Genomic DNA, 23,045 nt, shown 5'->3' with positions numbered 1-23,045 from the left:
AAAGCTATCAATACAAATTGTATACATTTCATATATATTTATTGCTCTTCCGCGTAAATCCTGCTATTCTAGCATCACAAAGCGCCATGCCAAGGAGGAAAGTTACGATGAAGCTCGGACTTAGCTCGTTTACATTAACATGGTCAGTAGGGGTTCCCGGTTATGAGATGCCGTGCGAGCCGCTCACGGCTGAAGACTTGATTCAGCTCACACATAGCCGAGGTCTTCGCCTGCTGCAACTCGCCGACAACCTACCGCTTCACTCGAAGACGGAAGCGGAGCTCGAACATATCAAACAAACAGCTGAAACCTATGAGATTGCAATCGAAGTCGGCACAAGAGGCACCGAGCCTAGTAATCTGCTCGCCTATCTTGCCATCGCCCAAACCTTTGGCTCCCCTATCGTCCGAACGATTATTACGACACCAGATCTAGCTGCGGCCGAGCTTCAACTGCGCGAAGTACTGCCCGCCTATGAAGGCGCAGGCATCGCGCTTGCCATCGAAAATCATGGTATGCATACGACTAGGCAACTGGTACAATTGTTTGAAAGTATCGCCTCGACTTATGTCGGTTGCTGCCTCGATACGGTCAATTCATTCGGTGCACTAGAGAATCCGGAGACGGTTATTGATCGTCTCGTACCGTATCTCGTCAATTTGCATATTAAAGATTTTGACATTAAACGGGTCGATCATCAGATGGGTTATACCATTCTCGGAACACCTGCAGGCGCCGGCAAGCTGAATATCGGCTATTTGATGGACCGAATCGCGCAGCATGGTAAAGGCGCGGCAAGCGCAATACTTGAGTTATGGACACCTTATACCGCATCGGTCGCAGACACGATTGCGCTAGAGCAGCGCTGGATGGATGAGAGTATCGCCGGACTTACGAATAGCGGTTATTTTAGAGAAGATGGGGTTAATCATTATGGCATCAGTAACGCTGAAAGAGAAAGCGTATGAGCAGCTTCGCGCACTCCTTATGGAAGGAACGATCAGCAGCAACGATCAGCTGACTGAGAAATATCTCGTCGAGCTGCTGCAGATGAGCCGCACGCCAATCCGATCCGCGCTGGAGAAGCTTGCTGCCGAGGGGCTGCTGAATATCGCGCCGAACAAAGGACTTAGCCTGCCTGGACTTTCGCTGCAGCGAGTCGCTGATTTCTTCGACTTCCGCATCGCAATCGAGGGCCATATCGTGCATAAGCTAGCGAACCGCAAGCTGTCGCCGAATGAGATCGCATGGTTCAGAGAGAACCTTCGCATCCAGGAGCAAACAGCCGCGCAGCATGATTATCTCGCGTTTACGCACGCAGATTCCGAATTTCACCGTCAACTCGCGCTCGTCTACGAGAACGAGGAAATGGTACAAATGATGAATAATTTGCAGGATCGGTTGTTCCAGCTTGCACTCAAGGTGCTCCGCAAAGACAATAACCGGATTCAAAACTCGTACCGCGATCACCTCGAAATCTTCGAGCTTATCCTCGCTGGCGAGGCCGATGAGGCTAAGCGGCGGATTGTAGAGCATTTGGAATACGCCGCGCGGATTCTAGTGCTATGATAGATTAAACGAAACACCTGCAGCATTATTCGCTGCAGGTTTTTTTTGCGCGATAAAGCTCATCATTATAGCGGAAAAATCGTTACTACATAGGTCAGAGCAGCTGGGCAGAGCAGTTGGGCAGAGTGCGCTATACAGAGTTCTCTCTAGCCCCGCTCCTCCCCTCTAACGAACTCAGGAGGCGTTATTCGAGCAAATTCAGCGTGTTTGATATTCTAACGAACTCAGGTAACGTTATTCCGCGCATTTGAGTCATTTGGGTGGCAAAATCGGGGCAATAGCGTGACCCCAGTTCGTTAGCCGATTTAACCAGCCGAAATCGGCTAAATAAGCGCTATACGATTCGTTAGCCGGAGGAGAGCAGTGCAGCTGAGCAGTTTCGGCCGAAAATGAGTGGATTTATCCACGATAGCTACTTCTACACGACAAGCCCAGTAAAAAAAGAGCACCCGCAAGGTGCTCCTTCTCATATTCGAAGAAGGCGAGCCACAGCTAGCTCTAGTTAGTTCACTGAATCTGAACTCCAACCTCCTCCGCCACACTGCGGATATAACTCGCCGCGAGCTGATACTCCGTTTCGCTCTCCAGATGCTCAAGCATGAGCGGCATATCCGGGTGCAGCTTCCCTAACTGACGCACATACTGCGCGTAATCGAGTCCGCCAAGACCCGGCCTTGTTTCGTCGAGATGAACGGTCATCTGTTGACTCATCGTGATGTCCTTGGCATGACAGCTGCGAATATGCGGGCCAAGCTTCGTGAAGCAGTGCTCGATCAGCGCGCTGTTTCCATAATAAAGCTGGGGGCTCGCAATTAGATTGACAGGATCAAGGTGAACGGCGAAAGCCCGTCGATCGATCGCTTCGATCAGCCTCACGTAGCTCTCTACCGAGTCTGGGTACATCCACTGCATCATCTCAAGCGCATAGTACGTCCGCTCTGGCTGCACATGGTCGATGATCGCTCGTACCGTATCAACGATGAGTGTGAAGGTGTCATCCGTCAGATTTGCGGGATCATGCCCGTCCCACTGCGCGCCGCGCGAGCCTGAAATATTAACGCAGCAGCGTGCTCCTGCCAGCTCCGCAGCCTCCAGCTTCTTCTTGCAGAAGCGGATCGCCCGCTCCCTTGTCTCTGGATCTGCGCTGAGCGGATTGCTCCATGCGCCTACCTCCGCAATGAAGAGGTTCGCCTTGCTTGCTTCTCTCACATAATCTTGAATGAGCGCGGCATTATCGAAATCCGGTAAATAGGCCGCCGAGTACCGCCGTTCTGCGTGCGCCCGAACCCATTGCTCCGGGTCAAGCTTGCCGCCATGCAGGATAGGTCCGCCAAGTCTCATGCCTCATGCATCCTTTCGGTTTGATTATTAAGTCCCTCCCTTACTAAAGAAGGAGTAACCGTGAGCAAAGAGAATGTCTACTACAATAACATCCACTTGAATACGAGGAGAGTGTGAACGATGAATGTATTCAGCAGCGCGAACGCGCATGCATTAAGCTGGATTAACGAACCTGCCGATTGGACATGCACCGAGCAAGAAGGCCTTCTTGTAGAGGCTCCGGCGAATGCCGATTACTATCAAGACCCTGCTGGCAAACATATGGTTAGCTCAGCCCCGTTCCTGCAGCTAACAGCCAGCAGCAGCTTCGAGCTCACAACGCGCTTAAGTGTTCAGATGAAGCATAAATACGATTCTGGCTGTCTCATGGTGATGGCGGATGACCGCAATTGGGCGAAGCTGTGCTTCGAGTACAATGGTCGCTATCCGACTATTGTGTCAGTCGTGACAATTGATGGCGTGTCGGATGATTGCAATTCGGAGCGAGTGGATGTGGAGAAACCGTTCTTGCGAATCGTGAGGCAAGCAAATTGTATGACCTTCTCCTACTCGGCCGATGGCGAAGTATGGGAGCAAATTCGCTATTTCGGCATGAAGCTGCAAGACGAATGCCGCGCGGGCGTCGTTGCCCAATCTCCTCAAGGGACGGGCTGCACGGTACAGTTTGATTTTCTGACTATGACAAGTCAATGATTCAATGAATCAGTGATTCTCTAAATTACTTCCCCATTCACACGCATTCTCCTGCCGTAAAATGGAAAAAAGGCTGCCGGATCCTAAAGCCCGTCAGCCTTCGCCTCACACACTAGCCTTCCTCAATATCTGCCCCGAGATCGCCTGCGACCTCTGTCATCCGCGAGATCACTGCATCATTGCTGCCCGACACGTAGATGTCGCTCTCATAATGACGGAACGGAATCTGCACGTTCTCGTAGCGCCACATGAAGAAATCCCCCGGAATGGTCATTGTCGTACCATCTGCCCCCGACACTTTCAACTCAGGCGCATATGTAAAATCAGACTGTGTCTCAAAATAAACCAAGCATGTTTCCAGCGTAATCGGCTGACGATCACCCTCATGCTCTCGATACTCCCTTGTAATCCGGTAACGCTTGCTCATATAAACAATACCTCCATCCAATTAACATGTCCCTCAGTATACCACGATTCGAAACCTCCCTGCTTCCATCCACCCCATATGACATAATTCATGCTTCTCTGGCTAACAATAAAGGAAATCATTTACTACAGACAGGTGATGCATGCGTGTTCGATGCCATAAAACGAAGCCAGAAGCCTAAACGATCGGCGACTCCAGTGCAGCTGAAGCCTGAAAAACTCGAGCAGCAAATTGCTCAAATTCAAGCTTACATGTCCAATACAGAGGATCTTAAAATTCAGAAGTTGTCCTGCTTTGGACATCGGTATGCCGTCCTATTCATCGAGTCACTTACGAAGCTAGAGACCATTCAAACCAATGTCATCGCCCCTCTAGTTGCATGCAGCGAAGGATCTGTCGAACAAATTCTCCATGCAGTCGATGCCAAGAAATCGTCTGATTTGGTGCATATAGCGCATTTTCTGCTGGATGGCTATTGTATAGTCGTCAAGGACAAGGAAGCCACAGCCATTCTATTGCCAGTCTCACAGACACATGCAAGGTCGATTCAAGAGCCCCGGGACGAGCAGGTCATCAAAGGCTCCCATGACGGCTTTATAGAAGATTTAAACACAAACCTCTACCTGCTTCGGGGCCGTGTGAGAAGCCCAGGCTTGAAAGTAAAGTACTTCACGTTCGGCAGCATGACGAGTACGAAGGTTGCCATGGTCTATATGGAGCATCTCGCTGATCCGAGGCTCGTAACAGAATGCGAGGAGCGGCTGCAATCCATCGACTTCGATAACTTGAATTCGGTAGGTAACTTGGACGAGATGCTCGAGGAGCATCCGTTCTCACCGTTTCCGCAAACGCTTCAGACAGAAAGACCGGATCGGGCAGCATCGTATCTGTTAGAAGGAAAAATAACGTTAATGGTGAACGGCTATCCAAGCGTGCTGATTCTGCCCATTACGTTCTTCTCGTTCTATCAATCGCCGGACGATTACAATAGCCGCTGGATTACCGGTTCATTCTTCCGGATTCTCCGATTAATCAGCTTCATTCTGGCCATTTGTTTGCCCGCCATCTATATCGCAACCGTCTCGTACCATTCCGAGGTGCTGCCGATCGGCATTCTCTATTCTGTCAAAGTATCGCTGACCTACGTTCCGCTGCCGCCGATCCTAGAAGCGCTTGTGATGCAAACGATTCTGGAGCTGCTCAAGGAAGCGGCGATCCGGCTCCCTTCGCCAATCGCACAGACGATCGGCATCGTTGGCGGCTTGGTTATTGGCTCTGCTGTGGTTGAAGCGAAATTGGTGTCGCACACCATGATTGTCGTGATCGGACTCACAGCGATCGCTTCCTTCGTATCGCCAATCAATGAATTCGGCACCAGCTTGCGGATATTAGGGTTCCCGATGATGCTGGCCGCCTCTTGGTTCGGCTTCTTCGGCATCGCCATCATGCTCATGCTGATCTTTATTCACCTGTGTAAGCTCGAAACGTTAGGCATTCCGTACTTCACACCGTTCGGTCCCTTTCAAGGGAAAGAGAATTTCAAAGATGTGTTTCTTCGAGTGCCGCTTTGGATGTCAATAAAGGATTCACGAAATACAAAGTTCGGGCTGTTCAAACAGTCATTGTTCGGAAGGTGGAAACGCTCTTGAACGCAACTGCGAACGCGACGATAACCAAATCCCAGCTGTTCTTTCTCATAATAAAAACCCAGATTGGCATCGGCCTACTGTCCCTACCCTCTGAGATTCAACATTCCGCCAAAGGGGATTCTTGGCTATCGGTGCTGTTCGCCGGCCTTGTCATCCAGCTCATATTGCTCATTTACTGGCAGCTTCTGAAGAAGTTCCAGGGCGCCAACTTGAGTCAAATTATCGTACGCCTGCTGGGGCCTTACTTGGGAAAAGCGCTCAACTTGGTCTACTATGTATTTTTCGTATTGATTGCGGCTTATGCGAGCAACCTGTACATTCAGCTTATTCATAACTGGATGTTGTTGCTCACTCCGCTCTGGATCCTGTTTATGCTTATTACTGGGACGAGCCTCTATTTGGCCTATGATAATTTACGTGTCATTGCCAGATTCTTCGTTTTCGCATCCATGCTGTTCATGGTGCTCATTCTAATCAGTTTTCTAACTTTGACGAATGAATTGCATCTCTCCTATATACTGCCCCTTGGACAATCAGGCATCAGCCCAATTCTTCAAGGCAGTGAGCGAACGTTCTTCTCGATGCTCGGATTTGAAGTGAGTCTCTACTTCTACGCGCAAGTGCAAGGAGACCGTACAGGAGGCCTAAAGGTGATGACACTTAGCAATTTGTTTGTCACGATCTTCTATACGTACTTCGTTTTTATATGCCAAATCGGATTAAGTCCCGATGCGTTAGGTCGAGTGAACGAACCTGTATTGTTTATCTTGAAAGGGCTGTCGTTTCAGCTCTTCGACCGGATTGACCTGATCTTCTTAACGATCTGGATCATCCCGATGACTGCTACGATCGTCTCCTATCTCTGCATCGCCGGCAAAAGCTTAACGGTAAAGCAGCCTGCATATCGCAAGCTCATCGTCTTTAGCGGGCTGACCGTCTTTGTGTGCGGCTGGTATTTATCTACGTTCGAGAACCTGGATTTATTCAGCAAGTGGCTGGAATACGGTTATCTCATCATGATCACGGCGGTGCCGATTACGTTGTGGCTGGCATCGTTTCTTGTGAAAACAAGCGGAAAGGCTGAATCCACATGAACCGGATTGCGTTCTTCATCTGCATCGGACTCATCGCTCTAATCTTAAGCGGCTGCTGGGACAGTCAGCTGTTAACGACCAAGAAGATCGTGAATGGGATTAGCTTCGATGCAGGTGAAAATCAAAAATTTCTAGGCGCGGTTAGAACTGTCATTCTGGAGAGTAAAGGCGGCGGCCAATTTGATGTAAAGGATGAATTCAAGCAAGCAGAAGGTGCTTCACCGTCCATCATTGCGTCGAGGATTGATACGATGCTTCCCGGCACCGTTGAAATCAGCAAAACCCATGTCGTTATTTTGGGAGACACACTTGCGAAGAAGGACATTTTCTCTCCTCTTGAAGCGATTATTCGCAACCCAAAAGGCTATTTGCAGTCGCATCTCCTGATCAGTAAAGGGAAAGCCTCTGAGATCTTAGCTTATCGGAAGATCGAGAACAACCCTGTCGCTTTCGGCATTAAACAAATTCTTGATGGAGCCGAGCACTCTACATTGGTACAGGATCAAACGATCTATTCCGTATGGAGCCAGGTTTATGATTCCGGAGGCGATTTGGTCGTTCCGCTGGTACGCAAATTAAACGAGTCGGCTTTAGTCATTGATGGGATCGCTCTCATGCAAGGAAGCCGTTATTCCGGCGTATCTTTGATAGGTGAGGATGCGACACTGCTTCTGCTTATGAACGGTAAGCTCGGGAAGATTGCTTCGCTCAATATTCCCGTTCAGCAAAACTTAGTCACGTTCCAAGTTCGCAAACTAAAACAGAAATTGAAAGTCAGCGTAAACCAGCGTACATCCGCCGTCGAATGCACGGTAAAGGTGGAACTCTACGGTGCTATTCAGTACTATCCAAGCGAGCTAGGCATCGACATCGATCGAGAACAGCTGAGTAAGAAGATAGTCGCGAGCATTAACGCACAAGCAGCAGAAGTCATAAGGCAAATGCTGCAAGCCAACTGTGACGCTCTTGGTATCGGGAGGCATTTAAGCATACATTACCCTCGGCTATGGAAGAAGATGAATTGGAAGGACAAGTATAAGGAAGCGAACGTGAAGCCGGATTTTCGCATCCATATTCAAAGCACCGGGTTATTAAACTGAAATAAGAAGAGCAATCGAATGACTGACATAGGGTCAGTGACGATCGCTCTTCTTCGGCATTCATCAACCTTTATTCCGCTACAATCCATTCCAGCTGGCACTTCACCAAAAGCATTCATCCTCGATGATTTGCAGCAGTTTCGCGATGTCTTCCCGATACACCTCACCGATATTGCCGATGCGGAACGTATCAGCAGCGCTGATCTTGCCCGGGTAGATGACGAAGCCCGCCGCTTTCAGCCGAGCGTACAGCTCCTCGAAGCTGAATCGTTCGCTCTGTGGATAGTAGAACGCGGTAATGAATGGCGACTGCACCTTGCTCTGCAGCAGTGGGTAAACGCCTAGCTGCCTCATGCCGTTTACGAGCAGCTCCTGGTTCGCTGTATATCGCTGGTAGCGTGCAGCGACGCCGCCCTCTTGCTCCAACTCGCGCAGAGCTTGATCGAATGCGCGAACGACATGCGTCGGCGAAGTGAACCGCCACTTGCCGCCTCCAGCTTCCATCGCCGACCATTGGTCGTACAGGTCGAGCGACAGTGAACGGGCTTGCCCAGCGCAGCCGGCAAGCGCCTCGGTGCGGGCGATGATGAAGCCGAAGCCCGGCACGCCTTGAATGCACTTGTTGGCGCTGCTGATTAAGTAATCAATCTGCAGCTCATGCACGTCGAGCGGGATGCCGCCGAAGCTGCTCATCGCATCGACAATAACGGTCTTGCCATGCACTTTCGCAATAGCAGCAACATCCGCGATCGGGTTCAGCATTCCGGTTGTCGTCTCGCAGTGAACGATTGCGACATGCGTAATGTCTCCCTCTTCTTGCAGACGCTGCTTTAAATCGGCTGCGCGAACTTGCTCGGTCTCGCCGAAGTCGAGTACCGTAGTCGCAATGCCATAGACGCTCGCCATCTGGGCAATTCGTTTGCCGTATGCGCCATTGGTAAGGACGAGCAGCTTGCCGTCACGCGGGATGACGGAGCCGATCACCGACTCCACGCAGAAGGTACCGCTGCCCTGCATCAGAACAGCTGTGTATCGCTCCGGCGTATTCGTCGCCAAGTGAACGAGCCGGCTGCGAATGCTTTGTACAAGTCCGTTGTAATCGTTATCCCACGTGCACCAGTCGCGAAGCATCGCTGCTTTGACCGTCTCTGAGGTGGTGAGCGGGCCCGGTGTTAGCAGTAAGTATGGACGATTCGAGCTATTCGCGCTTGTGTTTGTGCGTGCTGCTTGCTCGCGATCTGCGCCTCCAAACGCATCTGACGCATCTGACGCATCTGCGCTGTTCATCATGGACGCTCTCCCTTTTCTAATCGCACATGAATACGAGCGATGATCTGATCCAGCTCTCCTATAGACTCCGCGATATAATGTGCGCCAGCTGCAGTCAGCCGCACTGCGACTGCTTTTTTGCGGCGGTCCAATTCCTCTGGCTCGCAAGCTTCCACTTCTGCTTCCGACATGCCGAGCTCGCTGCTGCCGAGAATCACACCGACCGTCCAGCAGCCTGCATGAACCCCTTCTTGCATATCGCTGACAGTATCTCCGGCTTTCACAATATGGTGCATCGGATAAACGCCTAGCAGCTCAGCATTACGGTAAATCATCCAAGGATAAGGCCTGCCGGCAGCCACCTCATCGGGCGTGACGAGCGAATCAGGCGCATAGCCTTGCGTGCCTGCGCTCTTGCACACAATATCCATCATCGGGCGAGTGTAGCCCGTCGTCGAGCCGATGACAATACCTTGCTCCCGCAATCTAGCTGTGAGGTCGACCGCGCCTGGCACTGGAGTTGCATATTCGTGTAGTGTGCTGAACAGCATCGGCTCGAAGTCCGCGTACAGCGCGTCAATATCTGCTTCCGTAGGCAGGTTGCCGAACTTGCTTTCCCACAATGCAGCGATTCGCTCCATATTGCACATCGCCTGAATATGATCGCGCTTCAGCATCCCCATCGGTCCGCGTGCTTCTTCTACCGTTACTTCAATCCCTCGGCGGGCAAATACATGCACAAATACATGCAGTGGTGCGAAACAACCGTAATCTACCATTGTACCTGCCCAGTCGAGCATAACTGCTTTTATCATTAATGCTCTCTCCCTTAGCCTCTATGGATATCGCCAAAGCGAGGAACCTGTCGCCGTTGGCATGAATTTATCCTCTTAATAAGCGCTGTCTCAAGGATATCCTCAGTATATATTCAAAATGTAACACCAGTATTGATTCCACGTAAAGAAATTGTTTTTAATTGCTTTTAGTTGGTTTTAGTTGGCTTTTCGGATTTAAGCTTTGTTTTCCACACAACAAAAAAACTGAACTCCAATCGGAGTCCAGTTTCTGTAACCCTGTTGCCTGCTATGCGCCTGAAGCTTCGACGATGGCTGATCCTCTTCTCCGTCCATATACGATGCGGGAGAGCAATACACTCACCTCGTAGAGCACAACGAGCGGAATAAACACCATCATATGAGAGATCAGCTCCGGCGGGGAGATCAGACTTGCCACGATCACGAGCACCAGATACGCATATCGACGCATCTTATGAAGCGCCTGAGGCGTCAGCACGCCGATCTTTGTCAGAAACATTACTACAACAGGTAGCTCGAAGGCAATTGCAAGCGGAATAATAATATTGAACATGAAGCCAAAATATTGCGCAACCCCGTAAGTCTCCACCAGCTGCAAGCTCTTCGTAATCTTAGTTGTAAAGGCAAAGCTCATCGGATAAACGATAAAATATCCGAACGCGAGACCTAGTAGGAAGCAAATCACGCTGTACGGGACGTAACGCAACGCTGCGGCACGTTCATCGGGATGCAGCCCAACACGTACGAAGCCCCATAATTGATAGAGAATGAAAGGCAATGAGATCGTCAGCGCGAATACTAGCGCAATCGTCATGTACATTCGAATGCCGTCCCACGGAGAGAAGACATTCCAGGTCATATCTGCGGCTGGCGGGACACTCTTCAAATAATGCAGCACCTTGGGCGACAGGTACAACCCAGCTCCAAGCGACAGAAGCAGTACCGCAAGGCTTCGCCAAATCCTTCGTCGCAAATCCGTCAAATGAGAGATGAGCGTCATCGTCTCTTCCACTCGGCTCATTCGCAGCACACCCTTCCGCCCTTGCGAAGCTCGAATGTATGAAATCCATCTCGCAGCTTCCCGTGAATCTCTTTTACCTTCTCTACATCATCAAACGAATACTTACGCGCGCCGCCTTTCGATCGTACCGGAAAAACCAATTGCTTCTCCTCATAGTATCGAATTTGCCTTTCCGATAAACCAGTCAAGTCGCATACAGTTCCAATGCTCATCACCTTGTCATGCATCGTTTGAACGGCCTCCCCTCGTGCGTATCGTAGTCGAGAGACGAGTCTAATGTCATATAACCTAACACAAACTCTTCTTGTTTCGAAATGATATCAGCATATTACTGAATTTTCAATGGGACTGCACGCCCAGAACCGTGGTTTATATGGTAATTTATACCTCTTTCTACAAATGAAATCCAGTTAAAAACTACCGTAGTGGTGCACTTTCTCAGCCTTTACACCATCACATGATTCAAATTATTTATCGCATATATAAAATTTATTGATGTTAGACTTTCTGACAATTTATTGGATTTGCTCGAAATTTCCATGTTACATTTCTCCACAGAGACGGACACCTGGTCCACCAAAGGAGCTGAAGAAGCATGGAGACGAAAGAAACACCAAATGAAGTATCACGCCGCCAATTTCTGACGACAGTCGGCAGAGTCGGCGGTGCCGCGGCCCTTTTCAGTGTCATGGGCACGATGGGGCTGTTCACGCCGCAAACGATGAAAGCAGCGGAATATACGCCGCCTTCTAGCTGGGACCTCAAAGGCACGAGCCGTTCCGGCAAGAAGATCGTCATTCTCGGCGCGGGTCTCGCCGGTCTGACTGCCGCCTATGAGCTCGGCAAAGCCGGCTATGATTGCACGATCCTCGAAGCCCGTGCCCGCACCGGCGGACGGAACTGGTCGGTACGACGCGGCACGACCATCACCGAAGTTGGCGGACAGAAGCAGGTTGCCCGCTTCGACGACGGCCATTATTTGAACGCCGGCTGTATGCGCATCCCTCAGTTCCATGTCACGATGGAATATTGCCGCGAGTTCGGCATTCAGATGGAGCCTTTCAACAACGTGAACGAGAGCGCCTACTACTACAATGACAACGTGCCGAGCACCCTCTCGAACACTCCTGTCCGTAAACGTGCCGCGAAGGCCGATGCCAAGGGCTACATAAGCGAGCTGCTGGCTAAGGCAATTAACCAGCCAGGACTCGATCTGCCAGTTACGCCAGAGGAGAAGGAGAAGATCGTCGCCTACCTCCGTTCCGAGGGCAATCTGGACGCCGACTTGTTCTACAAGGGCTCCTCGCGAGGCGGATACAAAGACGAACCAGGCTCGCGCCTCGACGCAGGCGTCATTCGCGATCCGTTCGACATGAAGGCGATCATTAACTCCGGTTTCGCGAGTTATTTCAGCAGTGAATACGAGTACGACCAGCAAATGATGATGTTCCACCCTGTCGGCGGCATCGACGCGATTCCGAAGGCGTTCGAGAAGCGGCTCGGCAACCGGATCAAGCACAATATGGAAGTGAGCGAAATCAAGCATGTGGGCGATAAGGTGCAAGTTTCCTACACCGACCTGCTGAGCGGGGAAGCGAAGCAGATCGAAGGCGACTTCTGCATCTGCACCATTCCGCTGTCCGTGCTGAAGACGATCAAGCACGACCTGTCGCAGGAAATGACGAAAGCGATCAACAATACCAACTACGCGAACGCTGGCAAGATCGGCTTACAGTTCAAGCGCCGGTTCTGGGAGGAAGATGACCTCATCTTCGGCGGCAACACGCTGACGAATATGGACATCTCGTCCATCTACTACCCGCCTACCAATTATTTTGCCAAGAAAGGCTTGCTGCTCGGCTACTATGCCTTTGGCTCCAAGGCGGACAAACTCGGCGCGCTATCCTTCAAGGATCGCGAAGCACTTGCCCTTGCTCAAGGCGCTAAGATTCATCCGCAATATTACAACGAATTCGAGTCCTCCTTCTCCGTCAACTGGAAAACAATCAAATACAACATGGGCAGCTGGGTCTCATACTCCGCTGACGACCGGAAGACGAATTATCCGGTACTCTGTAAGCCTGACCGCCGCGTCTACCTCGCCGGCGAGCATATTAGCTACATTACAGCCTGGATGGCAGGCGCAATCGAATCCGCACGTGAGGTCGTTACCGATATCCACGAGCGCGTCATGAAAGAATAGGAGGGAGAAGAATGAGCATGAACCTATCTCGTAAAGTTAAAATCACCATCGGAGCAGTCATTATCTCTTCTCTAGCCGCTACCGCTACTGTGTATGCCGCTATCACGCCGAATAAATATCCGCTTACCCCGATTTATGAACCGGAATTCTATGGCAGTCCTTCATCTTCAATCGCAAGCGCGGTCGCTCTGCCTGCCAGCGCAGCTACCTTCTCGACGAGCGGTACGACGCCTTCCATGATCAATAAAGAAGGCAAAACGATCTATGAACGCTACGGCGACACCGAAGCGCAGGGGACCAGCATTTTGCAGAACATTGAGAAGCAGCTGAAGGAGCAAGGGCTGACCATGAAGGATGTCATCTACCTTCGTGTCTACATCGCCCCGGATGCAGCGAAGGAAGGCAAGTTCGACTATGACGGCTGGTTCAAGGCGTATGCCAAGTACTTCAACACGAAGACTAATCCAACGAAGACCGCCCGCTCTACCGTCGGCGTAGCAGGTCTTGTTAGTCCAGATTGGCTGATCGAGATTGAGGCCGTTGCCGCTTATCCAAGCCTGCATAACCAAGACTAATCCTTGAGGAGATGATCCGCATGCTGCAAAATATTGGTTTACCAGGTCTAATGATGATTCTTGTTGTCGTTCTTATTATATTCGGACCTTCCAAGCTCCCTGAGCTGGGCCGTGCGGTCGGTCGCACTCTGCATGAGTTCAAATCCTCCGCTAAGGAGCTCGTCTCCGACACGAAGGAAGAGGTTTCGGAGAATAAGTCATAAGCTTCCCCTTCTCCGCAAGAAAGCCCGCTCTATGAGCGGGCTTCAAGCATTTCTATAGACGATAACACTACCTTAAGTTTGTGCGTCGCGATTGTTAGAGCAATAGATGGATTCTGATGATTGATCAAAGTATGTTCCAGCTTCTCTATTGCTACGGTGAGCTCTGCTGCTCCAATGCTTAACGCGGCATTCTTAAGCGTACGTGCCAAGAAGAGCGCATTCTCCAGGTCGCCTTTGCTGATCGCATATTGGATCCACTTCATTGTATCCGCGTGCTCGATCATAAACTCATTTAGTAGCTTTGCCAAACGTTCCGCATGAATAGAAGCTCGCCTGTCCTCCTTCTGTTTGAAACTATCGTCCATAGCCCTCTGCAGCACATTGAACAACTCTAAAGGAGCGAACGACTTCGACAAAGACGCGTTCATGCCCGCCTTCAGCACCCGCTCCTTGACCTCATCTATCGCCTCGGCTGTTACGGCGATAATCGGCGTTTCCCATCCGCTCTCCTGCTCCCGGATAGTTCTCGCTGCTTCATAGCCGTCCATAACCGGCATTTGCAAATCCATTAGTATCGCATCGTATTGCTTGGAAACAGCCATTTGAACCGCTTCCGCACCATCATTCGCAACGTCAACCTCCATACCCATCTCCGTGAGTATCGCCTTCATTACTTCTTGAATGATTGCATTATCTTCGACTAATAGAATATGAGCTGGATAGAGGCGAAGGAATGGTGGCGAGTTGGATATCAAATTCATCATGCTCCCCCTTGTGCTTATGCTGACTCTTAGGATGTCATCCGAGGCAAACCACTTTTCATACATACAGCATTTGTTCTCATTATAGTAACGAGGCTTGCTCCTGTATAATACATAAACCGACATATAATATAGCTTCAAATCTATGAAAAATAATCCTTTTATTAGTGCATGCTTCATGTATAATACATAATGATTTTCTGCGTTTTCAAAAGGAGGCAACATCGTGTGGAAATCCTTCAATTGCGATACTTTCTAGCGACCGCAAAGCTTGAACAAATGACGAAAGCCGCAGAGCAATTGAACATCGCGCAGCCTTCGCTAAGCAAAACCATCTCACGCCTCGAAGAGCAAGTCGGCGTGCCGCTCTTCGATCGGAATGGCCGTAATATTCGCCTGAACGCATATGGACAAGCTTTTCTGAAACGGGTCGAGAACGTCTTCACCGAGCTTGATGAGGCTGAGCGGGAAATCCGCGACATGGCTGGACTCGACCGCGGTGTCATCACCTTGGCTGTTTCACTAACCAACTTATTACCGGAAATGCTGGGAGCTTTCTTAGAAAAGCATCCAAATATACAATTTCACCAAGTGGTTGAACCGATCGACGTCATGCAGCAAATGCTCGAGCGAGGCAAGATCGACATGTGCCTTACCTTCGCTGAGATCGGGGGCGAGCATATCGAGTCCCAGGAGCTGCGCACGGAGGACATTTATTTGCTTGTCCCTGATAAACATGCTTTGGCAGGCCGTGAATCCGTATCGCTGCATGAATTGAAGGATGAATCCTTTATTGGCTTACGGCCGATATTCTGGTTCAGACAAATGACGGATCGCTTATGTCTTCGAAATGCCGGTTTCACGCCGAGGACAACGATTGAAGTGGATGAAGTGGATGCCGTTCTGCTGCTGCTGAAGCAAGGGCACGGGGTGGCGTTCGCGCCGGATTTGGCATGGAGAACGAGGATGGACCTCAGTCAGAATCGGGTTCGAATTTCCGACTGGGATGGACAAGTACAGCTGAGACTAGTTTCGTCTAACAGACATTACATGTCTGCTGCTGCACAGAAATTCCGCGAGTTTATCATCGAGTATTTCTCCAAGCTGAACTGGTAAATGGAAAGAAGCGTGCGAGATTCGCACGCTTCTTCTTATGTCCTTGCGCTCACCAGCATAAGGACATTCGGATGGAAAAACAAGCAGATTGGTCTGCCGGGTTAAATGTCAAGATGAGACCTTCCGGCGAGTAGGTGAGGCCGAACGGACTCTTCACGCCCGCTGCCTGGATCAAACTGACCGCTTTGCTATGCTCGCTCTTTGACGCAGCTTCCTTAATATTTTTCGCTAAGTCAGCGCTTTGCGACAGCTGTGTCAGCAGATGATACATCTCGAGCGTTGGCACCATGAATTGATTCGCGGAATATTTAAACTGTGTAACGTCGGACGGATCCGGCGTTGTCGGTGCCCGATACGCCCCATACGGGTGCCCATAACGATAGTAAGCATGCATAGCGTTCTCCACCTTTTCCTGAAAACAACACACAATCCTGCAGCTCCGATAGTATATGGGCATTGGGCGTAGAGCGTTCCGCTTAAGTATAGAAGCCCTCCAGATATAAAAAACCGGAATACACGACAAGTGCGTGCATTCCGGAAGTTTCAGTTTTATACGCCTTTTTCGAGATTGGACTCAACCAGCTTCTTTACTTTCTCGTCGGTCAAATCATAGTATTTCAGAAACAGCACGAGGGCGATAACGGAGCCAACAACCGGTCCCCAATGGACAGATGCCCATAGCGCATTAAGCGCAGTATCCGACTGTGTCACCGTTTCTCCTTCAACGGCCGCCTTATAGCCGGCAATGCCGATAATCCACATGCCGACACCACCAGAAATGGCCGCACTCACCTTCGCCATAAACGTTTGAGCCGCGAAAGTGACCGCTTCGAACCGCTTCCCTTTTTGATGTGCATCATATTCGATGCAGTCCGCGAAGAACAACGAATAAACGACCAAGAACGGTGCAGAGAACAGTCCTTTCAGGAAGGACAGCACAAGAAACATCGTCAAGCTTTCCTTAGCGAAGAAGTAAAGGAGCACCGAAAATACTGCCGTAGCCGCAAACGAGATTACTACCAGATTGATTTTCCCGAATTTGCGAATCAAGACGGGTGCAAATGGCGCCACAAGGATCATGGGCAGAACGCTGACCCCCAAGAGTGTTGCTGTTGCATTGGAATCATGATAGATGTCGCTCGCGAGAAAAGGCGTCAGCGTCTGCATAAAATTCAATCCGTTCGCAATTAGGCTGACGATGACGATGATCACCAAATATTTGTTGCTGAGAATCGTCTTGAATATTACGGACATCGACGGCGGATTGTCAGGGACATGCTTTATTCTTTCTTTGGCAAACCGGATCATCATCATGCAACCGAAAGCAATCAACGAGAAGACCAGCACGGTCAGAAACCAATTATCGTCCGTCGCCGAGAGCACAAGCGGGAATGCAACCATGCCGGCAAGTCCGCCTACGAGCCCCGTTATTTTGTTGTAGGTGAGCAGTAGGTTTCTTTCTTCAGGGTATGGCGTCATGACGGTCGAGAGCGCGTAAGCAGGCGCATCCGCAGCCGCGTAGAAGGTCCCCCAGAGGAAATAGGTAATGGCGGCATAAGCAATTCGTACGCTTAAGCTCTGATCAAGCAGAAAACCGTCAAAACCGAAGCAAAGAATGGTAAAGAACGGAACCGTAATTGCAGCCAGCAGTACCCATGGTCTGAACTTACCGCTCTTGAAATTCGATCGTTCGACGACCGCTGCCAGCATCGGGTCCACAAATGCGTCCCATATTCGCGCTGCGAGCAGAATACCCGCGACTGCCGTTGCTGGAATTCCAAGCGTTCCTGTGTAATACACGCTTAAGAAAGAAGTCAGTATAAAGTATACGATGTTCTGCCCCGAGAAAAACAAGTCGTAGCTTGTTCGTTCAAACCGCGTCGCGGCGTATTGTTTGGTCATGATGCAGCCTCCTACGCGGATTTCATAATAATATAATTAGTGCTGTAATGATTTCAGAATCTCGCCTGCTGTTTGCTCATCGAAAATATTGGTGATAAACAAGGTCATCATCCCTTGCATCTCTTCCGGCGTGAACCCCATTTCGATATCCGAGCTTGAGATCGCACCCATAAATGATTGCAAGAAGCCAATTGCCTGCGCTTTCGCCTCTTCTCCTTCGATTGTTGCTTGTACGAAAGGCGTCGAAGCCAAACCAATCAAGCCGAACTCAGACATTTGAGCTTGCAGCCGGATCAAGAAATCGTCATAGCTCCGATCAATCGTCCACGCCGCTTCAGCCAAAGCTTGAATACGCGGTGAAATCATTGCCTCCAGAACGTCGCTTGACGGAACGCGTTCCGTCCAGATGCAGCCTTCAATGCCAAGCACGTTGTCTCCCTGCAGCCCCGTATGCTGTCTGATCTCAGGACTATATTCATAGGTTTTCTTAAGAGGCACAACGCAATAAGGATAGTCAAAGTAAGCATGGAACGTTTCCGAGAAGATCATCTTCCGACCCTTCTCAAAGTGCGGGTAGACATAGCTGTCCTGCGATATTTCCATCCAATATTGAGCGGTGATGTCCTTAGCTAGTTCCTCGGATTTCAAGCTGTCATTCCAACAAATAACTTCTTTTCCTTTAGCTCTTAAATAAGCGGCGACTTTGCCTGTGAATACGCCTTGCAGCTCCTCACTGTTAGGAATGCCGTTTTCTTTCATGAACGCAATGCAATGCGGACACTGATTCCATTTCTCCTTCGGAGCTTCGTCCCCTCCCAGATGTATCCGGTTTGACGGGAATAATGCAGTCACCTCATCCATCAGCTGATAAATCCACTCATACGTGCTCTCTTTGCCTGCGCAAATAATCGTTTTAAAAATTCCAGCCTTATCTGCGACCTGGATTTGCTCATCGAAGCAGCCCAGATGCGGATAAGACGAAATAGCCGCGGAGGAATGTCCAGGCATATTGATCTCAGGGATGACTTCAATGCCTCGTGCCGTCGCAAAGCGGACGATTTCTTGAATTTGCTCCTGCGTATAGTATTGTCCTCTTCCGCCCACTTCGTGCAGCTTCGGGAATACCTTGCTTTCAATACGCCAGCCCTGGTCTTCTGTCAAATGCCAATGAAGCACATTTAGTTTGAACAGCGACATCTCTTCGATGATTCTCTTCATTTGATCGATATCGAAAAAATGTCGGCAAACGTCGACCATTAGTCCACGATACTTATATTGAGGCCAGTCTCGAAGTGTCGTATGAGGAAGAACGCCTTCGTTCTTAGCTGTGGCCTCTGCAGTCAAATGAATAAGTGTCCCAAGCGCCCACGTCATGCCAGCATCGTCCTTCGCTGCCAAACGGATGCCTTGACCGTCAATTTCCAAATGATAAGCCTCGCGATCCGCCTCTTCATCAAGCGACAAAATAATGTCGACATCTTGAATGGAACCGCTTACGGTACCGTTAATTTGAAAATGCTCTCTCATTCTCGTTAAGAAAACATCGACAATTTCTTGATTAAACGTTCCGATATGAATGCTAAAACCGTCTTTAAGTGCGAAACTGTCTTCTTTAGTGACAACAGGTCCATTGGATTTTGGAATCATAAGCATAAATAGTTCCCCCTCCTGATCTTAGGTCTTTATATTATCCCACACAGAGCAAATAATCAATAATATTTTCTCACTTTGTGAATATTTTTAGGAGTAAAAAAATCCATCTCTAAAATGGACTTCTTCATCATGCTTTAAGACCTTGCAATATGACATCCACCAGAAGCGACAGGCTCTTTCGATCATAGCCGGATTCGCTCTTAATAATCTCTCCCCTATAAAGCAAGCGTTGTGTAAGTGACAGAATTGCAGACGCTGAGATGAAAAATATTTCTTCGATATTTTTCGCGTACTTTTCTTTGATGCTTCCGTCTTCAATGCCACGGTTTAGCTCTTGCTGAATCGAGCGTCGGCTCTCTTCATAGAAGGACGTGAAGGATGATTCCTCATGTTCATTGCTGTAGCTTTTGTGAAAATAATAATCGGAATGAACGGTGAACAGAATAAGCTCTTCGTTATGGAGGAAGTAGTCCAAGTAAGCGTTCAGTATAAATTCAATTCGGGCAAAGCCTGTCGTTAAATAAGTGGGAATCTTCAATTCTGACGTTATCTTTCTGAATTCCGACATCGTACACTTAATTAATTCGAGTGCGACATCATCTTTACTCTTGTAATAAAAATACAGCGTCCGGCGTTGAATGAAAGCTGCCTCTGCGATATCCTGCATCGTCACATTCTGAATGCCTTTCTCGAGAAACAAACGGAACGCTTGATTCAATATTTTATTTCGCTGGATATGCTTCGTTTTACTCTCATCGTAATTTACTTCGAGCACCAATTTGCTTCCCCCCAATCGTTATATTAACAATAACCTTGTTATGAGCTTCTTTTCAACCCCTCACCGCTCCGCTATTCTAAATAACTATGAGGGCATCGCCCAGGACGCAGCGAAATAGAGGCATCCGCGAGAACAAATAAAGTCTCGTTGACGCCTCGCTTTCTAAGTCGAGCCTTATCCTCTGCTGCGCGGCTGCGGCGCATAAGCAACACAATCGACTTCAATCAGATAGTCGCCAATTCCGCTCACAACAGTCGTTCTGGCGGGATAGGGTTGATTGAACAGCTCTGAATAGGTTTTATTGTAAGCTGGTAAATCCTCCGATTTGCTTAAATGGACATCCATCTTCACAATGTGGTCGAGCGTTAGCCCCACTGTCTTCAGTATTATTTCGATGTTAGCAATCGTTTGTTTCGTTTGCTCCTCAATGGTGTTCCCTGCGATTTCACGGGTATACGGGAATACGCCGACCTGCCCAGCTACATACACGAAGTCACCTGCGATTACTGCATGAGAGAACGGCAATGGGAATTGCGGCGCTTGTTCGGACCAAATGGCTTTGGACATTATTAGTATTCCTCCTCTGTTGGCAAGACGATTCGCGGCATGGAAGAAATTGCCGACGGTTTCACCTTAGCATAACGAAGTGGACAATGACTAGCAGTTGCCGCTCTCTTAGTGGATAAAAATGATCCGACTAGCTAAAAAAGCCGCCCCACACCAAAGTGCGGGACGGCCCCAATACGATATAAGTCAGAGATTAATTCCGGATTAGATAATCGAATGCGCCAAGTGCTGCTGTCGCGCCTGATCCCATCGAAATAATAATTTGCTTGAAAGGACTGTTCGTGCAGTCACCTGCTGCGAACACGCCAGGAACGGTCGTTGAGCCGTGGCTGTTCACCACGATTTCGCCCATGCGCGTACGCTCGATGTCTTCGCCAAGCCAATCTGTGTTCGGAACAAGACCGATTTGAACGAATACGCCTTCGAGCTCGACATGCTGCTCGCCGCCGGTATCACGTTCGATGTAGGTAATTCCGTTTACTTTGTCCGTACCCGTAATTTCCTTCGTCTGAACGTTCTTATGAACCGTTACGTTAGGCAGGCTGTACAGACGCTCTTGAAGCACCGCATCCGCCTTGAGCTCCGGAAGAAATTCCAGAACAGTAACATGGCTGACGATACCCGCGAGGTCGATTGCCGCCTCGATACCGGAGTTGCCGCCGCCGATGACCGCTACGCGCTTACCGATAAACAATGGGCCGTCGCAGTGCGGGCAATAGGCTACGCCCTTGTTCTTGAACTCCGCTTCACCCGGAACGCCAACATTACGCCAACGGGCACCTGTGGACAGGATAACCGTCTTACTGCGCAGGACAGCGCCGTTCTCAAGCTCAACCTCGATGAGTTCCTTCTTCTCGAGACGTTTCGCCTTTTGAAGCTTCATCACATCAACGTTGTATTCCTTCACATGCTCTTCGAGACTTGCTGCAAGCTTCGGACCTTCGGTGTACTTCAAGCTAATGAAGTTCTCGATGCCTACAGTGTCCATCACCTGGCCGCCGAAACGCTCAGCGACGATACCTGTGCGAATCCCTTTACGGGCTGCATAGATCGCTGCGCTTGCGCCAGCAGGACCGCCGCCGACAACGAGCACGTCGTACGGTTCTTTATTGAACAGCTCCGAATCGTCACGGTTCGTGTCGACCTTCGCCAAAATCTCTTCGATCGTCATACGGCCGCCGCCGAAGAATTCGCCGTTCAAATACACGGATGGCACAGCCATCACGTCTCTTCTCTCGGCTTCGTCTTTAAATACAGCGCCGTCGATCATCGTGTGCGAAATCCCTGGATTGAGAACACTCATCAAGTTCAGCGCCTGCACGACATCCGGGCAGTTATGGCAGCTTAAGCTGATGAACGATTCAAACTGGAATTCACCTTTGATGCGCTTAATCTGATCGATAACTTCCTGCTCCACTTTCGGAGCCCGGCCGCTGACTTGCAGCAGCGCGAGCACGAAAGAAGTAAACTCATGGCCGAGCGGTATACCGGCGAACGCAATGCCTGTGTCTTCACCTGGACGGTTCACACTGAAGCTTGGCGTTCTCGGTAGATCCGCTTTCTCGACCTTGACGCGGGAAGTCATGCTCGTCAGTTCATCCATCAGCTCAAGGATATCTTTCGATACTTGATCATCGCCGGTTTGAACTTTGATGAGCACGTCGCCTTCCATCAAAGCAAGATACTGTTGTAATTGTGCTTTAATCTCGGGATCTAACACCATTAGGATCGCTCCTTAGATTTTACCTACGAGGTCAAGGCCCGGCTTAAGTGTAGCGCCGCCTTCTTGCCATTTCGCTGGGCAAACTTCACCTGGATTGTTACGAACGTATTGAGCTGCTTTGATTTTGTTTACGAGCGTGCTTGCATCACGGCCGATGCCGCCAGCGCTGATTTCAACCGTTTGGATAACGCCATCTGGATCGATGATGAACGTACCGCGGTCAGCCAGACCAGCTTCTTCGATCAATACGTCGAAGTTGCGGGAGATTGTGTGCGAAGGATCGCCGATCATAATGTATTCGATTTTGCGGATTGTATCCGAGTTGTCGTGCCATGCTTTGTGAGTGAAGTGAGTATCTGTCGATACGGAGTACACTTCAACACCAAGAGATTTCAAAGTTGCATACTGATCTTGCAGGTCGCCAAGCTCAGTTGGGCATACGAATGTGAAGTCAGCTGGGTAGAAGCAAACAACGCTCCATTGGCCTTTAAGGTTCTGTTCCGTTACTTCGATGAATTTTCCGCCTTGGAAAGCTTGAGCTTTAAATGGTAGTACTTCTTTTCCGATTAGAGACATTGATATTTCC

Annotated in this window: 24 protein-coding genes; 10 read left to right on the top strand and 14 right to left on the bottom strand. The window is 49.6% G+C overall.

All coding sequences use genetic code 11. The annotated features are described in order from the left end of the window. The first annotated feature begins 107 nt into the window (after nt 1-107). Together BMY11_RS00845 and BMY11_RS00840 are read left to right on the top strand one after the other, a co-directional pair. Nucleotides 108-968 (top strand): sugar phosphate isomerase/epimerase family protein, encoded by an 861-nt coding sequence (locus tag BMY11_RS00845; RefSeq protein ID WP_177182439.1) that lies wholly within the window; start codon nt 108-110, stop codon nt 966-968. Then, nucleotides 934-1,569: a GntR family transcriptional regulator gene (locus tag BMY11_RS00840; RefSeq protein ID WP_177182438.1), complete on the top strand. Its 636-nt coding sequence runs from the start codon at nt 934-936 to the stop codon at nt 1,567-1,569. Before BMY11_RS00845 ends, BMY11_RS00840 begins: the two co-directional genes overlap by 35 nt. A 507-nt stretch (nt 1,570-2,076) precedes the next feature. Here the strand turns inward: BMY11_RS00840 and BMY11_RS00835 are convergent. Beyond that, nucleotides 2,077-2,910, bottom strand: coding sequence for a sugar phosphate isomerase/epimerase family protein (locus BMY11_RS00835; RefSeq protein ID WP_090572579.1), 834 nt, complete (start codon nt 2,908-2,910; stop codon nt 2,077-2,079). Between the two features lie 120 nt (nt 2,911-3,030). On the opposite strand from BMY11_RS00835, the gene BMY11_RS00830 reads away from it, so the two are divergent. Beyond that, nucleotides 3,031-3,603, top strand: a complete 573-nt coding sequence (locus BMY11_RS00830; protein ID WP_090572578.1) for a DUF1349 domain-containing protein — start codon at nt 3,031-3,033, stop codon at nt 3,601-3,603. A gap of 112 nt (nt 3,604-3,715) precedes the next feature. On the opposite strand, the gene BMY11_RS00825 is transcribed toward BMY11_RS00830, so the two are convergent. Continuing rightward, nucleotides 3,716-4,030, bottom strand: coding sequence for a hypothetical protein (locus tag BMY11_RS00825; RefSeq protein WP_090572577.1), 315 nt, complete (start codon nt 4,028-4,030; stop codon nt 3,716-3,718). Between the two features lie 146 nt (nt 4,031-4,176). Between BMY11_RS00825 and BMY11_RS00820 the strand changes: the two genes are divergently transcribed. From BMY11_RS00820 to BMY11_RS00810, 3 genes are read left to right on the top strand one after another with little or no spacing between them, the layout of a single operon-like run. Further along, on the top strand, nt 4,177-5,679 hold the full coding sequence (locus BMY11_RS00820) for a spore germination protein (protein WP_177182437.1): 1,503 nt from the start codon (nt 4,177-4,179) through the stop codon (nt 5,677-5,679). Beyond that, entirely contained in the window at nt 5,676-6,773 is a 1,098-nt protein-coding gene (locus tag BMY11_RS00815) for a GerAB/ArcD/ProY family transporter (RefSeq protein WP_177182436.1), read from the top strand. The genes BMY11_RS00820 and BMY11_RS00815 overlap by 4 nt, the downstream gene beginning before the upstream one ends. After that, nucleotides 6,770-7,873, top strand: coding sequence for a Ger(x)C family spore germination protein (locus BMY11_RS00810; RefSeq protein ID WP_090572574.1), 1,104 nt, complete (start codon nt 6,770-6,772; stop codon nt 7,871-7,873). Before BMY11_RS00815 ends, BMY11_RS00810 begins: the two co-directional genes overlap by 4 nt. Before the next feature lie 102 nt (nt 7,874-7,975). Here BMY11_RS00810 and phnW read toward each other — a convergent pair whose 3' ends face one another. The 4 genes from phnW to BMY11_RS00790 all read right to left on the bottom strand — a co-directional run bounded on the left by phnW (nt 7,976) and on the right by BMY11_RS00790 (nt 11,205). After that, a complete protein-coding gene (gene phnW, locus BMY11_RS00805) occupies nt 7,976-9,163 on the bottom strand; it encodes a 2-aminoethylphosphonate--pyruvate transaminase (RefSeq protein ID WP_256217253.1) in 1,188 nt (395 codons plus the stop codon). After that, nucleotides 9,160-9,957, bottom strand: coding sequence for a phosphonoacetaldehyde hydrolase (gene phnX, locus BMY11_RS00800; RefSeq protein ID WP_090572572.1), 798 nt, complete (start codon nt 9,955-9,957; stop codon nt 9,160-9,162). Before phnX ends, phnW begins: the two co-directional genes overlap by 4 nt. A gap of 268 nt (nt 9,958-10,225) precedes the next feature. Further along, complete coding sequence (tatC, locus tag BMY11_RS00795; protein ID WP_090572571.1) at nt 10,226-10,978, bottom strand: twin-arginine translocase subunit TatC; 753 nt, start codon at nt 10,976-10,978, stop codon at nt 10,226-10,228. Next, complete coding sequence (locus tag BMY11_RS00790; protein WP_090572570.1) at nt 10,975-11,205, bottom strand: MerR family transcriptional regulator; 231 nt, start codon at nt 11,203-11,205, stop codon at nt 10,975-10,977. The genes tatC and BMY11_RS00790 overlap by 4 nt, the downstream gene beginning before the upstream one ends. Before the next feature lie 368 nt (nt 11,206-11,573). Here BMY11_RS00790 and BMY11_RS00785 point away from each other — a divergent pair, with 368 nt between their 5' ends. The 3 genes from BMY11_RS00785 to BMY11_RS00775 are packed head-to-tail and all read left to right on the top strand — an operon-like array spanning nt 11,574 to nt 13,959. Beyond that, a complete protein-coding gene (locus BMY11_RS00785) occupies nt 11,574-13,181 on the top strand; it encodes a flavin monoamine oxidase family protein (RefSeq protein WP_090572569.1) in 1,608 nt (535 codons plus the stop codon). Between the two features lie 11 nt (nt 13,182-13,192). Then, entirely contained in the window at nt 13,193-13,756 is a 564-nt protein-coding gene (locus BMY11_RS00780; protein ID WP_371262744.1) for a RidA family protein, read from the top strand. A 20-nt stretch (nt 13,757-13,776) separates the two neighbouring features. Continuing rightward, complete coding sequence (locus tag BMY11_RS00775; protein WP_090572568.1) at nt 13,777-13,959, top strand: twin-arginine translocase TatA/TatE family subunit; 183 nt, start codon at nt 13,777-13,779, stop codon at nt 13,957-13,959. 29 nt (nt 13,960-13,988) lie between these two features. On the opposite strand, the gene BMY11_RS00770 is transcribed toward BMY11_RS00775, so the two are convergent. Beyond that, on the bottom strand, nt 13,989-14,723 hold the full coding sequence (locus tag BMY11_RS00770) for a response regulator (RefSeq protein ID WP_177182435.1): 735 nt from the start codon (nt 14,721-14,723) through the stop codon (nt 13,989-13,991). A 225-nt stretch (nt 14,724-14,948) separates the two neighbouring features. Between BMY11_RS00770 and BMY11_RS00765 the strand changes: the two genes are divergently transcribed. Continuing rightward, a complete protein-coding gene (locus tag BMY11_RS00765) occupies nt 14,949-15,836 on the top strand; it encodes a LysR family transcriptional regulator (protein ID WP_090572566.1) in 888 nt (295 codons plus the stop codon). A gap of 49 nt (nt 15,837-15,885) precedes the next feature. On the opposite strand, the gene BMY11_RS00760 is transcribed toward BMY11_RS00765, so the two are convergent. From BMY11_RS00760 to ahpC, 7 genes are all read right to left on the bottom strand, one after another. Beyond that, nucleotides 15,886-16,230, bottom strand: coding sequence for a YuzC family spore coat inner layer protein (locus BMY11_RS00760; protein WP_090572565.1), 345 nt, complete (start codon nt 16,228-16,230; stop codon nt 15,886-15,888). A 155-nt stretch (nt 16,231-16,385) separates the two neighbouring features. Further along, the gene (locus BMY11_RS00755; RefSeq protein WP_090572564.1) at nt 16,386-17,738 is read right to left on the bottom strand and encodes an MFS transporter; all 1,353 of its coding nucleotides are present in this window, start codon (nt 17,736-17,738) and stop codon (nt 16,386-16,388) included. A gap of 36 nt (nt 17,739-17,774) precedes the next feature. Next, nucleotides 17,775-19,391: a beta-N-acetylhexosaminidase gene (locus BMY11_RS00750; protein WP_090572563.1), complete on the bottom strand. Its 1,617-nt coding sequence runs from the start codon at nt 19,389-19,391 to the stop codon at nt 17,775-17,777. A gap of 127 nt (nt 19,392-19,518) precedes the next feature. Continuing rightward, nucleotides 19,519-20,166 carry a TetR/AcrR family transcriptional regulator gene (locus tag BMY11_RS00745; protein WP_177182434.1) on the bottom strand — a complete coding sequence of 216 codons (648 nt, stop codon included), beginning with the start codon at nt 20,164-20,166 and terminating at the stop codon, nt 19,519-19,521. Between the two features lie 177 nt (nt 20,167-20,343). Continuing rightward, entirely contained in the window at nt 20,344-20,736 is a 393-nt protein-coding gene (locus BMY11_RS00740; protein ID WP_090572561.1) for a RidA family protein, read from the bottom strand. Nucleotides 20,737-20,929: 193 nt separating this feature from the next. Further along, on the bottom strand, nt 20,930-22,459 hold the full coding sequence (gene ahpF / locus BMY11_RS00735; RefSeq protein WP_090572560.1) for an alkyl hydroperoxide reductase subunit F: 1,530 nt from the start codon (nt 22,457-22,459) through the stop codon (nt 20,930-20,932). Nucleotides 22,460-22,471: 12 nt separating this feature from the next. Then, the gene (gene ahpC / locus BMY11_RS00730; protein WP_090572559.1) at nt 22,472-23,035 is read right to left on the bottom strand and encodes an alkyl hydroperoxide reductase subunit C; all 564 of its coding nucleotides are present in this window, start codon (nt 23,033-23,035) and stop codon (nt 22,472-22,474) included. Nucleotides 23,036-23,045: the final 10 nt, after the last annotated feature.

Source organism: Paenibacillus sp. OV219, assembly GCF_900110075.1.
In the GTDB taxonomy this organism is placed as follows: Bacteria; Bacillota; Bacilli; order Paenibacillales; family Paenibacillaceae; genus Paenibacillus_Z.
Note: the sequence above shows the minus strand (reverse complement) of the source record. Positions and strands in the feature narration are given on the sequence as shown.

Excerpts from the sequence above, each read along its gene's own strand:
- BMY11_RS00845 (WP_177182439.1), top strand. The coding sequence starts at position 108 with ATGAAGCTCGGACTTAGCTCGTTTACATTAACATGGTCAGTAGGGGTT.
- BMY11_RS00840 (WP_177182438.1), top strand. The coding sequence starts at position 934 with ATGGCATCAGTAACGCTGAAAGAGAAAGCGTATGAGCAGCTTCGCGCA.
- BMY11_RS00835 (WP_090572579.1), bottom strand. The coding sequence starts at position 2,910 with ATGAGACTTGGCGGACCTATCCTGCATGGCGGCAAGCTTGACCCGGAG.
- BMY11_RS00830 (WP_090572578.1), top strand. The coding sequence starts at position 3,031 with ATGAATGTATTCAGCAGCGCGAACGCGCATGCATTAAGCTGGATTAAC.
- BMY11_RS00825 (WP_090572577.1), bottom strand. The coding sequence starts at position 4,030 with ATGAGCAAGCGTTACCGGATTACAAGGGAGTATCGAGAGCATGAGGGT.
- BMY11_RS00810 (WP_090572574.1), top strand. The coding sequence starts at position 6,770 with ATGAACCGGATTGCGTTCTTCATCTGCATCGGACTCATCGCTCTAATC.
- phnW (WP_256217253.1), bottom strand. The coding sequence starts at position 9,163 with ATGATGAACAGCGCAGATGCGTCAGATGCGTCAGATGCGTTTGGAGGC.
- phnX (WP_090572572.1), bottom strand. The coding sequence starts at position 9,957 with ATGATAAAAGCAGTTATGCTCGACTGGGCAGGTACAATGGTAGATTAC.
- tatC (WP_090572571.1), bottom strand. The coding sequence starts at position 10,978 with ATGAGCCGAGTGGAAGAGACGATGACGCTCATCTCTCATTTGACGGAT.
- BMY11_RS00790 (WP_090572570.1), bottom strand. The coding sequence starts at position 11,205 with ATGCATGACAAGGTGATGAGCATTGGAACTGTATGCGACTTGACTGGT.
- BMY11_RS00785 (WP_090572569.1), top strand. The coding sequence starts at position 11,574 with ATGGAGACGAAAGAAACACCAAATGAAGTATCACGCCGCCAATTTCTG.
- BMY11_RS00780 (WP_371262744.1), top strand. The coding sequence starts at position 13,193 with ATGAGCATGAACCTATCTCGTAAAGTTAAAATCACCATCGGAGCAGTC.
- BMY11_RS00775 (WP_090572568.1), top strand. The coding sequence starts at position 13,777 with ATGCTGCAAAATATTGGTTTACCAGGTCTAATGATGATTCTTGTTGTC.
- BMY11_RS00770 (WP_177182435.1), bottom strand. The coding sequence starts at position 14,723 with ATGATGAATTTGATATCCAACTCGCCACCATTCCTTCGCCTCTATCCA.
- BMY11_RS00760 (WP_090572565.1), bottom strand. The coding sequence starts at position 16,230 with ATGCATGCTTACTATCGTTATGGGCACCCGTATGGGGCGTATCGGGCA.
- BMY11_RS00755 (WP_090572564.1), bottom strand. The coding sequence starts at position 17,738 with ATGACCAAACAATACGCCGCGACGCGGTTTGAACGAACAAGCTACGAC.
- BMY11_RS00750 (WP_090572563.1), bottom strand. The coding sequence starts at position 19,391 with ATGCTTATGATTCCAAAATCCAATGGACCTGTTGTCACTAAAGAAGAC.
- BMY11_RS00740 (WP_090572561.1), bottom strand. The coding sequence starts at position 20,736 with ATGTCCAAAGCCATTTGGTCCGAACAAGCGCCGCAATTCCCATTGCCG.
- ahpF (WP_090572560.1), bottom strand. The coding sequence starts at position 22,459 with ATGGTGTTAGATCCCGAGATTAAAGCACAATTACAACAGTATCTTGCT.
- ahpC (WP_090572559.1), bottom strand. The coding sequence starts at position 23,035 with ATGTCTCTAATCGGAAAAGAAGTACTACCATTTAAAGCTCAAGCTTTC.